At 64.6% G+C, this 12815-nt stretch carries 12 protein-coding genes; 9 read left to right on the top strand and 3 right to left on the bottom strand.

From position 1 onward, the window contains the following. Nucleotides 1-6 precede the first annotated feature (6 nt). From AC07Y0_RS01300 to AC07Y0_RS01290, 3 genes are all read right to left on the bottom strand, one after another. Complete coding sequence (locus tag AC07Y0_RS01300; RefSeq protein ID WP_498673765.1) at nucleotides 7-834, bottom strand: carbohydrate ABC transporter permease; 828 nt, start codon at nucleotides 832-834, stop codon at nucleotides 7-9. Then, on the bottom strand, nucleotides 834-1820 hold the full coding sequence (locus tag AC07Y0_RS01295) for a carbohydrate ABC transporter permease (protein WP_498673763.1): 987 nt from the start codon (nucleotides 1818-1820) through the stop codon (nucleotides 834-836). The genes AC07Y0_RS01300 and AC07Y0_RS01295 overlap by 1 nt, the downstream gene beginning before the upstream one ends. A 61-nt stretch (nucleotides 1821-1881) precedes the next feature. Beyond that, complete coding sequence (locus tag AC07Y0_RS01290) at nucleotides 1882-3141, bottom strand: ABC transporter substrate-binding protein (RefSeq protein WP_498673761.1); 1260 nt, start codon at nucleotides 3139-3141, stop codon at nucleotides 1882-1884. 359 nt (nucleotides 3142-3500) lie between these two features. Here AC07Y0_RS01290 and AC07Y0_RS01285 point away from each other — a divergent pair, with 359 nt between their 5' ends. The 9 genes from AC07Y0_RS01285 to AC07Y0_RS01245 all read left to right on the top strand — a co-directional run bounded on the left by AC07Y0_RS01285 (nucleotide 3501) and on the right by AC07Y0_RS01245 (nucleotide 12789). After that, a complete protein-coding gene (locus AC07Y0_RS01285; protein WP_498673758.1) occupies nucleotides 3501-4529 on the top strand; it encodes a substrate-binding domain-containing protein in 1029 nt (342 codons plus the stop codon). Further along, nucleotides 4526-5392, top strand: coding sequence for a PfkB family carbohydrate kinase (locus AC07Y0_RS01280; RefSeq protein ID WP_498673756.1), 867 nt, complete (start codon nucleotides 4526-4528; stop codon nucleotides 5390-5392). Before AC07Y0_RS01285 ends, AC07Y0_RS01280 begins: the two co-directional genes overlap by 4 nt. A 119-nt stretch (nucleotides 5393-5511) precedes the next feature. After that, complete coding sequence (locus AC07Y0_RS01275; protein ID WP_498673754.1) at nucleotides 5512-5808, top strand: DUF982 domain-containing protein; 297 nt, start codon at nucleotides 5512-5514, stop codon at nucleotides 5806-5808. A gap of 146 nt (nucleotides 5809-5954) precedes the next feature. Further along, nucleotides 5955-6875 carry a LysR family transcriptional regulator gene (locus tag AC07Y0_RS01270; RefSeq protein WP_498673751.1) on the top strand — a complete coding sequence of 307 codons (921 nt, stop codon included), beginning with the start codon at nucleotides 5955-5957 and terminating at the stop codon, nucleotides 6873-6875. A 127-nt stretch (nucleotides 6876-7002) separates the two neighbouring features. Further along, complete coding sequence (locus AC07Y0_RS01265; RefSeq protein ID WP_498673747.1) at nucleotides 7003-8526, top strand: ABC transporter substrate-binding protein; 1524 nt, start codon at nucleotides 7003-7005, stop codon at nucleotides 8524-8526. A 349-nt stretch (nucleotides 8527-8875) separates the two neighbouring features. Then, on the top strand, nucleotides 8876-9826 hold the full coding sequence (locus tag AC07Y0_RS01260; RefSeq protein ID WP_498673745.1) for an ABC transporter permease: 951 nt from the start codon (nucleotides 8876-8878) through the stop codon (nucleotides 9824-9826). Beyond that, entirely contained in the window at nucleotides 9823-10695 is an 873-nt protein-coding gene (locus AC07Y0_RS01255; protein ID WP_498673742.1) for an ABC transporter permease, read from the top strand. The genes AC07Y0_RS01260 and AC07Y0_RS01255 overlap by 4 nt, the downstream gene beginning before the upstream one ends. A 2-nt stretch (nucleotides 10696-10697) precedes the next feature. Beyond that, the gene (locus tag AC07Y0_RS01250) at nucleotides 10698-11678 is read left to right on the top strand and encodes an ABC transporter ATP-binding protein (protein ID WP_498673741.1); all 981 of its coding nucleotides are present in this window, start codon (nucleotides 10698-10700) and stop codon (nucleotides 11676-11678) included. 118 nt (nucleotides 11679-11796) lie between these two features. Then, complete coding sequence (locus tag AC07Y0_RS01245; RefSeq protein WP_498673738.1) at nucleotides 11797-12789, top strand: ABC transporter ATP-binding protein; 993 nt, start codon at nucleotides 11797-11799, stop codon at nucleotides 12787-12789. Nucleotides 12790-12815: the final 26 nt, after the last annotated feature.

Here is a 12815-nt window from a genome sequence, read left to right as displayed (position 1 = left end):
TTCCTCCTATCCCTTGACGCCGCCGGCAGTGAGGCCGGAGATGATCCTCCGCTGGAAGATCAGCACGAGCACGACCAGCGGAACGGTGACGATGACCGAGGCGGCCATGATGCTGCCCCAGGGGATTTCGAACTGGCTGTCGCCGGAGAGCAGCGCGATGGCGACCGGCACCGTCCGCTGGCTGTTTGACGACGTGAAGGTCAGGGCGAACAGGAACTCGTTCCACGCCGCGATGAAGGCGAGCAGTCCCGTGGTGACGAGCGCGGGCCACATCAGTGGCATGAACACCTGTGTCACAATCACGAAGGAAGACGCTCCGTCGACGATCGCCGCCTCCTCGATCTCGACAGGCAGATCCCGCATGAAGGTGGTCAGCACCCAGACGGTGAACGGCAGAGTGAAGATCATGTAGGAGAAGATCAGCGCGAACGGCGTGTTGAAGATCCCCAGAAAGCGGACGAGCTCGAACAGGCCGGCGAGAACGGCGATCTGCGGAAACATCGAAACGCTGAGGATGGTGAGAAGCAGGAGCCCCCTGCCCCGGAACCGCACGCGCGCCAGAGCATAGGATGCGGTCACGGCCAGAAGCAGCGAGATCGCAACGACGATGCTGGCAATCATGACCGAATTGCCGAGATTGCGCAGAAAGCTGCCGCGCGACAGTACGCCTTCGTAATTCGAGAAGGTCACCACTTTCGGCCAGTAGCTGATATCGAACAGCGAGCTGCCAGGCTTCAGACTGGTGATGATGGCGTAGTAGAACGGGAAGACCGCGATCACCACGATCACGGCGACCAGCGCATAGAAGAGACCTTGTTTGAAGATCGTCGGCATCAGCGGTCACCTCCCGAAAGGTTCACCCGTCCGAAGACGATGTAGAGCACCGTGATCGAGGCGATGATCAGGAAGAGCATGGTGGACGCCGCCGCCCCATAGGCGAACTTGTCGAACTCGAACAGGTTCTCGCGGGCCATGACAGACATGGTCTTGGTCTGCGAATTGTTCGGCGTCAGCACGTAGATGAGATCGAAGATGCGCAGCGCATCGAGCATGCGGAAGATGACCGCGACCATCAGCGCCGGCCGGATCAGCGGCAGCGTGATGCGCCAGAACACCTTTGTCGGGTGAACGCCATCGATCTTGGCTGCCTCATAGATGTCCTGAGGAACCATCTGCAGACCGGCGAGAACGAGCAGTGCCATGAACGGCGTCGTCTTCCAGACGTCGACGATCAACACAGCAACCATCGCCGTATCGGGATTGGCCGTCCAGGCGATCTTCTCGCTGATCAGCCCGAGATTGAGGAAGATGTCGTTCAGGATGCCGAACTGGTCGTTGAGCATCCAGGCCCACATCTTCGCCGAGACGATCGTCGGGATCGCCCAGGGGATGAGGATCGCGGCCCGGACGAGACCCCGACCGCGAAAATTGGCGTTCAGCACCAGCGCGACGACGAGGCCGAGCACCGTCTCGATCGAGACCGAGAGCAGCGTGAAGCGCAACGTGTTCCACACGGCACCCCACCAGGCGGGATCCACCAGCAGCCCGCGCCAGACGGTACGGCCGCTCTGCAGGGTGATCCAGGTGAGGTAGTTGGAGAAGCCGATGAATTCGGCGCCTTCGAGATTGTTCAGCGTCGCATTGGTGAAGCTGAAATAGATCGTCCGGACCAGTGGCCATCCGGCCACCATGGCAAGGACGAGAAGTGTCGGCGCGAGAAAGATCCAGGCGGAGCGGGTTCGCTGTGCGCTGAGATCGGATCCCGCAGCCGCCCTAGTTGGGGGCGGCCGGACGGTACTCTGCATGCTGATGTCGGTCATGGGCGTTCCTCCCTGCAGGTGGCGGAAAGCCGGGCGGCGTCGCCGCCGCTCGGCACCAGTATCACCAGCCGTTGCCCATGAGTTCGTTGAGCTCGATTTCGAGCAGTTCAAGGTTCTCGGCCGCCGTGCCGGAGCCCGACAGCGTGTTGTGGACCGCACCCCAGAAGCGCGAGGAAACCTCGTTGTACTTGACCTTGGTGGTTGCCGACGGACGCGGAACGGCATCCTGGAAGATCGGCTTCCACTGCGGCATGAAGGGCTGAGCCTTGGCGACATCGGGATCGTCATAGAGCGCCTGAAGCGTCGGCAGCTGCGACAGTTCGATTGCACGGCGCTTCTGCGCCTCCGCTGAAGTCAGGAACTTCACGAGCTCGATCGAAGCCTCCTGCTCGTCGGAATACTTGGAGACCGCAAGGTTCCAGCCACCGAGCGTCGAGGACGGCTTGTCGCCGGCAGCCGCGACCGGCAGCGTCGTGACGTCGAACTTGCCCTTCACAGCGCTGTCTTCGCCATTGCCAAGCGCATAGGCATAGGGCCAGTTGCGCATGAAGACGGCGTTGCCGGTCTGCCATACACCGCGCGACTCCTCCTCCTGGTAGGCGAGCACGCCCGGAGGCGAGATGCTGCCGATCCAGGATTTCGCCTGTTCGAGGGCGGCGACCGACTTCTCGTTGTTGACCGAAATGGTGCCGTCGGCCTCGACGATCTGACCACCGCCGGAGGACTTGATCCATTCCAGCGCGTTGCAGGTCAGCCCTTCATAGGCATTGGCCTGGAACACGAGACCCCAGAGGTCCTTCTGTCCGGCCTCACGCTCCTTGTCCTGGATTTCCTTGGCCACTGCCGCCATGTCGGCCCAGGTCTTGGGCAGTTCCTTGCCGTGCTTTTCCAGGAGATCCTTGCGATAGAAGAGCGCTGGCGCATCGGTGAACATCGGCATGGCGACCAGCCGGCCGTCAACCGTCTGGGACTCGATGATCGACGGGAAGAACTGGTGGACGACATCGCTCGCCGCATCCTTCAGATCGATAAACTGGTCGGCAAGCTGCGGCGCCCAGACCACGTCCGTCTGGTAGACGTCGACACCGGTATTCCCTGCCGCAAGCCACAGGCGATACTGGGCGAACTGCTCGGAGCTCGACGGCGGCATGGTGACCAGCGACACCTTGTGACCCGTCTTCTGCTCGAATTCGGCAAACATCTTGCGCAGGAAATCAAGGTTCTTGCCGGTCGAGTTGACCGCAACGGCAATCTCCTCGGCCTGTGCCGTTCCGCACAGTGCGGTGGCTGCAATGAAGGCGGCAGTCAAAAGCTTCTTCATGGACATCTCCTCCCAAAAAACAACCAATCCGTTTGCTCTCCCAATCAATTTGAAAACGGTTTGGCTACGGAAAACTGGCAAAGAATCCAGAAGCTGTCAAACGTGATTCCGACAAAAGCCGGATCTTGCAATCATCCTATTGAAATATATAAGTTCATATCCAGGATGACGATGTGGACAATCAGCGAAGACACGCATCACTCCCTCGATATCGGACAATCGTCATACGTGAATTTTGTAATCGCTTTGGTGAATGGACGGAGAATCTTGCCAGATCATGCCCGCGCATGGGATAAGCACGTGCGGGTTGACGCGGGCGACAGAGACCGGTGCGGCCGGCGGGGGATGGCGCACTCGAAATGAAGCTCAAGGAATTTGCTCAGCAGATCGGATTGTCGCCGACAACGGTGAGCCGCGCCTTGAGTGGCTATCCGGAGGTGAACGAGGCCACGCGGGCCCGGGTGATGGCAGAGGCCGCCCGCTTGGGCTACCGGCCGAACATCAATGCCGTGCGTCTTGCGACCGGCCGGGCGGGTGCCATCGGCGTTGTCATGACCAAGGCCGGCGATTACCAGTTTTCCGAATTCATGAGCGGTATGGCCGACCGGCTGAGCGGTGAAGAGATCGACATTCTCATCACCCCGATGGCCGAGCACGACACCGGCGATGAGTTACAGCTCTACCGGCGTCTGGCAGAAAGCCGCCGCGTCGATGCCGTCGTCATCCACTCGCCGCGACCGAAGGATCCCCGCATCGCGCTCCTGCACCAGCTGAAACTCCCCTTCATCGTGCATGGCCGCTCTGCCACCGACGTGCCCCATGCCTGGCTCGATATCGACAATGAAGGCGCCATCCGGCGCAGCACCGAACACCTGCTCGATCTCGGCCATCGCCGGATTGCCCTGCTTAACGGCCGGGAGGGTCTGACCTTCACCCTGCATCGCCTCGCCGGCTACAAGGCCGCACTTGCGGAACGCGGCATCGAATTCGACCCGAAACTCGTGACCCATGGCAATTTCACCGACGAGATCGGTTTCCGCTTTGCCCGCTCGGCACTCGAACAGCGCCCCCGCCCGACCGCTTTCGTCGCCGGCTCGATGATGACGGCACTCGGTGTCTATCGTGCCGCTCGTTCGCGCAATCTCGTCATCGGCCAGGACATATCCGTTATCGCCCATGACGACGTGTTCCCCTATCTGACGGCGGAAAACATGGCCCCGTCCCTGTCGACGACCCGTTCCTCGATCCGCGCCGCGGGCACCCGTATCGCAGACCTGCTGCTCCAGATGCTGGGTGGACGCGAGGCGACCGACGTGAAGGAACTCTGGCCGGTCGAACTGATCCTCAGGGAGACGAGCCGACCAGCGCCGAAAGAGGCGCTGGAATGACGGACGCTCGACCAAGCCGGATCGTCGTCATCGGCCACATCAATCATGACCGCATCTGGCGCCTCAACGAACCGCTGCGCGCCGGCGCACGAATCACCTGGTCGGAACGCCGGATCCGCCTCGGCGGCGGGGGCTACTACACCGCGCGCCGGCTGATGGATCTCGGCCGCCCGGTGCGACTCGTGTCGACGCTGTGCAACGACAGCCACGGCCGCTGGGCCTTCGATGTGCTGAGCGCCCGGCACTACGACCTCTCGCATGTCGGCATGTCGGACGCAGAAACGGACTGTGCCGACATCCTTCTCGAACCGGGCGGGGAACGGACGATCCTGTCGGGCGAAAAGCGGATCAGCCGCAGCTTTTTCGTGCCCGCACCAATCGACGGCAAGGCCTTCTACGTCAACGGTGCCCGTCTCTGCGACAACATCGTCCGCTCGCTGGAGGCCGCCCCTCTGGTGGTCTCACAATTTCCCCTGGGTACGCCCACCCCTCGCCCGGCCGATTTCATGGTCGGCTCGAAGGCCGACTTTCCGGGTCGCAGCCTCGAAGAAATATGGCAGACGGCCCTCACAATCTGCGGCGACCGCCTCCGGCATCTCGTCCTGACCGACGGGCCGCGCGAGACCACCGTTTTCGACGGCAGGGAACGCCGGGATGTGCGTGTCGCTCGCCCGGTTTCGACCAGCGACACGACCGGCGCCGGCGACAGCTTCAGCGCCGCCCTGCTTCATGCCCTGATCGGCGGCGAGAGCCTGATGCAGGCGGCGGAATGGGCAAGCGAAGCGACCGCGTCATGGCTGAAGGCACGCGACGCCGCGGCACGGCCGGACTGGTCCGACGAACCCGAGGGTCTCGTCGACTAGCGGCTCAGACCAAGGTGCCAACTTGCCGGCCGACCATCACAATCAATTGAAATGGTCGGCGAAGCGGCGCGGAACTTTTGCCCTGCCCAAGTGTTCGGGTCGGCGCAATGGAGAATGCCATGAACGACAGCCATCCCACCTGGCCGGATCCGGTCGAGATCAGACTGCAGTCCGGCCTCAACAGAACCTTTCGCGAAGCCTTCGACGCCCTTTATTTCCTCGAAGAGGAATGGCCGACCCGGCACGGCGTCGCCTATGACCGCGCCCGGCGATGGTGCCGGCTGGCGATCGAAACCGACCAGGCGGCGGACGTCGCCCGCAAGGCTTTCATCGCCGCCGCCCGACAGGCCGGCATGCTGGCCGCGGAAAGTCCCAAAGACGCGGACCCGGTTCCGACACGCACGGCCGTCGCCTGAGACCTGACCGGCACGGGCGACGCAGTCTGCAGTCACCGGAAGGGGAGAAGAACGGGGGCGGGCTTGCCTCCGCTCCCCGCCCCGCCTACGGTTTTCGCCGGTCGGCGCAGGTGCCGCCAGAAAAGGCGAAGGCGGCAGAGACTGACATGCAGATCCGGGCGCTGATCTATTTCGACGAATTGGTGCGCGCCCGCTCGATCCGCGCAGCGGCCGACAAGCTCAACATCCAGCCGACCGCCCTCGCCCGCCAGATCGACCAGCTCGAGCATTATTTCGGCACGGCGCTCGTCGAACGCTCCAGCCGAGGCGTGCGGCTGACATCGGCCGGCGAACTGCTCGCCGCCCGCGCCGGCAAGACGCTGCGGGAACTGGATCACGTGCGCCAGTTGATCGACGATCTCGAAGGATTGAAGCGCGGCCATGTCGCCATCTTCGCCAGCGGCGCGACGGTGGCCAACCTCTTGGCGCCGGCGCTCGCCGATTTCAGCCTCAAGTTTCCGAACATCCGCTTTTCCGTCACCATCGCCTCGGCCCGTGCCGCGGTCGAGGCCGTCGCCAATGCCGAGGCCGATATCGCCGTCACCCTGTTTTCCAAGCCGGAGCCGGGCACCAAGGTGCGGTTGCGCTCGGAGATCGTCTACGACGTCATCGCCGCCGCCGATCATCCCGCGGCAGCCCATTCGCAACTGACCGTGAGCGCGCTTGCCCGCTATCCGCTGGCCGTTCCCGACCAGTCCTTCGGCGCGCGGCTCGCCTTCGACGCGCTGTTCAAGCAGGCCGGACTGACGCTCGATCCGGTCTTCGTCACCAGTTCACTGGAAATGCAGAAGGAACTCGTGTTGCGGGGGGCGGCCGTCACGCTGCTGCCGGCGCTGACCGTCCTGCGCGAATGCCGGGCCGGCCAGCTGGTGGCGATCCCGATTGCCGGGGGCAAGGGCATTCGCACGCCGATCGACCTCTGTATCGCAGCCGACCGGCAATTGTCCTTTGCCGCGACAAAGCTGCTCGACGCCATCGACCGGTTCATGCGCGACACCATGCCGAGACTGCCGGGTAGGGGAGTGTAGCGATTTTCGATGCACCGAGAACACAAAAAACCGCATTGTGTGCGCGCCGGCAAGATGCCAGTATTTTTTGCAGTGCGCCATGGCTGACACGCCGGAACGGAAAGAGCGCCAGGAACAGGGGAATTTCATGACCGATGCTTTGCCTGCCGCCAAGTCCGGGGCTTTTCGCAGCTTCGCCTTCAGCCTGGCCGCCACCGTGGCTGTCATCCTCTCCGGCCCGGCTCTGGCTGCCCAGAAGGACCTGACCCTCGGCATGACCATCGAGCCGACCGGGCTCGACCCGACGATCGCCGCGCCCGTGGCCATCGGCCAGGTGACCTGGCAGAACGTGTTCGAAGGTCTGGTGACGATCGACCGCGACGGCAAGATCAAGCCGCAGCTGGCGAAAACCTGGGAGATTTCCGGGGACGGCCTGACCTATACCTTCAAGCTCGAGGACGGCGTGAAGTTCCATGACGGCGAGGCCTTCGATTCGGCCGTGGCCAAGGCCTCGCTGGAGCGTGCCCGCGGCGCCGACAGCGTCAATCCGCAGAAGCGCTTCTTCGCCGCTATCGACACGATCGAAACGCCGGATGCAGCCACCCTGGTGCTGAAGCTGAAGGAGCCGGCCGGCAGCCTGCTCTACTGGCTCGGCTGGCCGTCCTCAGTGATCGTCGGCACCAAGAGCGCGGCTGAGGCCAAGACCACGCCGGTCGGCACCGGCCCCTTCAAGTTCGTCAGCTGGGCCAAGGGCGACAAGGTGGAGCTTGCCGCCAATCCGGACTACTGGAACGAAGACGTGAAGGTGAAGCTGGACAAGGTCACCTTCCGCTTCATCGCCGACCCGCAGGCGCAGGCCGCAGCGCTGAAATCCGGCGATGTCGACGCCTTCCCGGAATTCGGCGCGCCGGAACTGGTGGAAAGCTTCAAGGATGACGCGAAGCTCACGACCGTGATCGGCAATACCGAACTCAAGGTCGTGGCCGGCATGAACAACGAGCGCAAGCCGTTCAACGACAAGCGCGTGCGCCAGGCGCTGATGATGGCGCTCGACCGCGCGGTGATCGTCGACGGCGCCTGGTCCGGCTACGGCACGCCGATCGGCAGCCATTATACGCCGAACGACCGCGGCTATGTCGACCTGACCGGCACCTACCCTTACGATCCAGAAAAGGCCAAGGCGCTTCTCGCCGAGGCCGGCTATCCGGATGGCTTCACCTTCACCATCAAGACGCCGCAGATGGCCTATGCGCCGCGCTCGGCCCAGGTGATGCAGGCGCTGTTTGCCGAGATCGGCGTGACGATGAACATCGAGCCGACCGAGTTCCCGGCCAAATGGGTGCAGGACGTGTTCAAGGGCCGCGACTTCGACATGACCATCGTCGCCCATGCCGAGCCGATGGACATCGACATCTATGCCCGCGACCCCTATTATTTCGGCTACAAGAACCCGGCCTTCAACGACATCCTGAAGAAGGTCGAGGCGACGTCCGACACCGCCGAGCAGGACCGGCTCTACGGCGAGGCACAGAAGATCCTCGCCGAAGACGTACCGGCACTCTTCCTGTTCGTCATGCCCAAGCTCGGCATCTGGGACAAGAAACTGAAGGGCCTGTGGGAAAACGAACCGATCCCGTCCAACGTGCTGACCGAGGTCTATTGGGAGGAGTGAGGGACGGCGTTCGCTGATCTTCGGTTCCTCACGAATAGGTGATGTGCATGACACCCCCCTCTGCCCTGCCGGGCATCTCCCCCTCAAGGGGGGAGATCGACTGCGGCTCGCCTTCGCTCGGCGGCTGCTGCCCCACGCGCAACACCGCCAGCGTCGGCAATCGGGTCATCGTATCCGCACGCTGGAATGATCGCGCAGCCACGTCTTGCGGCGCTGAGTACGCACGTTGGCGGCCACGGGTGATCTCCCCCCTTGAGGGGGAGGTGCCCGGCAGGGTAGAGGGGGGTATCCCGACCGATGCAGCCCCACATGCAAGTCGCGGCCGCTCCGGAGAAGGAAGGAGCGGCCCATGCTGACACTGATCACCCGGCGGCTCGCCAGTCTCATGCTGACGCTTGCCGCGGTTTCGGCCCTGATCTTCGTCGTCATGGACGTGCTCCCCGGCGATCCGGCGGCGATCATGCTCGGCACGTCGGCGAGCCCCGACACGCTGGCCGCCCTTCGCCACGAACTCGGCCTCGATCAGCCCTTGCCGGTGCGCTATTTCCTCTGGCTCGGCGGCGTGGCGACCGGCGATCTCGGCACCTCCTATACCTATGGCGTGCCGGTGGCCGGCCTGATCGCCGAGCGCCTGACCGTCACCCTGCCGCTCGCCATGATGGCGATCCTGATCTCGGTGGCGATCGCCATCCCGCTCGGCGTCGCTTCGGCGGCGAAACGCAATTCCGGCTTCGACTATCTCGCCGGCGTGCTCTCCCAGCTGTTCATCGCCGTGCCCGGCTTCTGGGTGGCGCTCCTGCTGATCCTTGGCTTTTCGATCTCGCTCGGCTGGATGCCGGCCGGCGGCTTTCCCGGCTGGGAGACGGGCCTGCTCGCGGGATTGCAGGCCTTGCTCCTGCCGGCGATCGCCCTTGCCCTGCCGCAGGCCGGCGTGCTGACGCGCGTGACGCGGTCCGCGGTGCTCGAAGTGCTGCACGAGGATTTCGTCCGCACCGCCCGCGCCAAGGGCCTGCCGCGACGGGCCGCGCTCTGGCGCCATGCCGTGCCCAATGCGCTGGTGCCGGTCATCACCATTCTCGGGCTGCAATTCACCTTCCTGATCGCCGGCGCCATCCTGATCGAGAACGTCTTCAACCTGCCCGGTCTCGGCCGCCTCGCCTATCAGGCGCTGACCCAGCGCGACGTGATCGTCATGCAGGATGTGGTTCTGTTCTTCGCCGGCCTCGTCATCGTCATGAACTTCCTGGTCGACCTCTCCTATCTCGCGCTCGACCCCAGATTGAGAGGACGCGGCCGATGAGCGCGCCCGCAGAGAAAACCGCGGCAAAACCTGCGGCCTACAGCCCTTGGCTCTTGCTGCACCGGCCCAATCTGGCGATCGGTGGCGCGATCATCCTGGCGCTCGTGGCGATCGCCCTGGTCTCGCTCGTCTGGACACCGCTGCCGCCGGCCAAGATGCAGATCATCCACAAGCTGAAGCCGCCGCTCGCCTACGGCCTTCTCGGTACCGACCAGTTCGGCAGGGACATCGCCTCCATGCTGATGGTGGGTGCATGGAATTCGCTGTCGACCGCTGCCGCCGCCGTGGCGCTCGGCGGCTCGCTTGGCACGGCGCTTGGCGTGCTCGCCGCCGCTCGCAGGGGGCTGACCGAAGCCTTCGTCATGCGCGCCAACGACGTAATCTTCGCCGTGCCACCGATCCTCTCGGCGATGATGCTCGGCGCGCTGATGGGTTCGGGCCGATTCACCGCGATCATCGCCATCGCCGTCTTCATGGTGCCGGTCTTTGCCCGCGTGACGGCCAGCGCCGCGCGGCAGATCTGGTCGCGCGACTATGTGCTCGCCGCCCGCGGCGCCGGCAAGGGGCCGTTCCTGATCACGGTCGAACACGTGCTGCCGAACATCTCCAACCAGATCATCGTCCAGGCGACGATCCAGCTCGGCCTGGCGATCCTGACAGAAGCGGGCCTGAGCTTCCTCGGCCTCGGCATGCCGCCGCCGGCCCCTACCTGGGGCCGGATGCTGGCCGACGCCCAGACCTATCTCGCGACGGCGCCATGGCTGGCCATCCTGCCGGGCCTCGCCATCGCGCTCACCGTCTTCGGCTTCAACATGCTGGGCGACGGCTTGCGCGACCTGCTCGACCCTCGTGAGAAGGGGAGGATGTGACGATGACGGACGCCCCTCTCCTCTCCGTCCGTGATCTCTCGGTCTCCGTCCGCCTCGGCGACGGAAGCCGCATGCCGATCCTGACCGATGTCGCCTTCAACCTCGAAGCCGGGGATACGCTCGGCGTGGTCGGTGAAAGCGGGTCGGGCAAGTCGCTGCTGTCGCTGGCGATCATGGGGCTTCTTCCCGGCGTTGCGGAAGCCAGCGGCACGATCGCGCTTGCCGGCGAAAACCTGCTCGCCGCATCGGAAGAACGGCTGTGCGAGATCCGCGGCAACAGTATCGGCATGATCTTCCAGGAGCCCATGACGGCGCTCAACCCGGCCATGACCATTGGCGACCAGATCGCCGAAGGACTGGTCTGGCATCGCGGCCTGTCCTGGCGCGATGCACGGGCGCAGGCCGTGGACCTGCTCGACCAGGTGCGGATCCCGGATGCGAAACGCCGGGCAAGGACCTATCCGCATGAGATGTCCGGCGGGCAGCGCCAGCGGGTCGGCATTGCCATTGCGCTGGCGCTGAAACCCGCCCTGATGATCGCCGACGAGCCGACGACCGCGCTCGATGTCACTGTGCAAGCCGAAGTGCTCGACATTCTCGGCGAACTGGCCCGCGAATACGGCATGGCGCTGATGCTGGTCAGCCACGACCTCGGCGTCATCGCCCGCATGTGCCGGCGTACCATCGTCATGTATGCCGGGCGCCGGATGGAGGAAGGCGCGACCCGCGACGTCCTGACGGCACCGCGCAATCCCTATACCCGCGGACTGATCGCCGCCGTGCCGAAACGCATCGGCGACGGCGCTCGGCTTTCGACCATTCGAGGCACCGTGCCCGGCTTCGACCGGCTGCCGGCCGGCTGCGTCTTCTCCGACCGTTGTCCGGACATGATCGCCGCCTGCCATGCCGGCGAACCCGGATGGACGAGCTTTGCCAACAGTCGCGGCGTGCGCTGCATCCGGGCGGAAGGGGAGGCTGAGTGATGAGCTGGCCGACTTCGAAGTTTTCCGTTCCTAGAAATGCCCCTCACCCTGACCCTCTCCCCGTCCCGACGGGGAGAAGGTGCCGGCAGGCGGATGAGGGGCCAAGCCGATGCACGCTATGACCCGTCCACTCCTCGATATCCGCACCCTCACCCGCGACTATGTCAGCCATTCCCTGTTCGGCGCTCCACACCACACCCGCGCCCTCGACGACGTGTCGCTCACCGTCGATGCCGGCGAGATCTTCGGCGTGGTGGGCGAGAGCGGTTGCGGCAAGTCGACGCTCGCGCGGCTCGTCATGGCGCTCGACAAGCCGACCTCCGGCCACGTCCTGTTCGACGGCGACGACCTCTTCTCGCTGCAGCCGAAGGAACTGATGCGCAAGCGCGAGAATTTCCAGATGGTGTTCCAGGACCCGTTTGGCTCGCTCGATCCGCGCCAGAGGGTCGGCCGTATCATCGCCGAACCGCTGCATGTGCTGGCCCGCAAGCCGGGCCGGGCCGAGATGAAGGACCGCGTCGTCGACATGCTGGAGAGCGTCGGGCTGAAGGCCGAACACGCCGAGCGCCATCCGCACGAGTTTTCCGGCGGCCAGCGCCAGCGCATCGCCATTGCCCGCGCCCTGGTCACCGAACCGAAGCTGGTGGTCGCCGACGAGGCCGTCTCGGCGCTTGATCTTTCCGTGCAGGCGCAAGTGCTCAACCTGCTGATGGACCTGCGCGAGAAGCGCGGCGTGACCTTCCTGTTCATCACCCACAACCTCGCCGTGGTCGACTGCATCGCCGACCGGGTCGGCGTTATGTATCGCGGGCGGCTCGTCGAAGCGGGGCCGGCGCATGCGGTCTTCGAGCAGCCGCTGCATCCCTATACGAAGGTGCTGGCCGATGCCGAGCCGAACATCGAAAGGTTCGGCCGCCCTCAACCTTCCGAACGTGCGCCGCCGCCAGCCTCGCTGACCGAGACCGGCGGCTGCGCCTTCCGCAACCGCTGTCCGCTTGCGTACGAGCGTTGCGCCACCGAGCGGCCCGAATTGCGGACGATCGTGCCGGGACGCCAGGCCGCCTGCCACAGGGCCGAGGACATGGCGGCCCGACCGCCGTCGGCGGATTGACCTCAGACGATTAGATCAATGCATTT

The sequence above is a fragment of the Allorhizobium sp. GW101-3B10 genome (assembly GCF_059424725.1).
The sequence above is the reverse complement of the archived record's forward strand: the minus strand, read 5'-3'. Positions and strand labels throughout refer to the sequence as shown.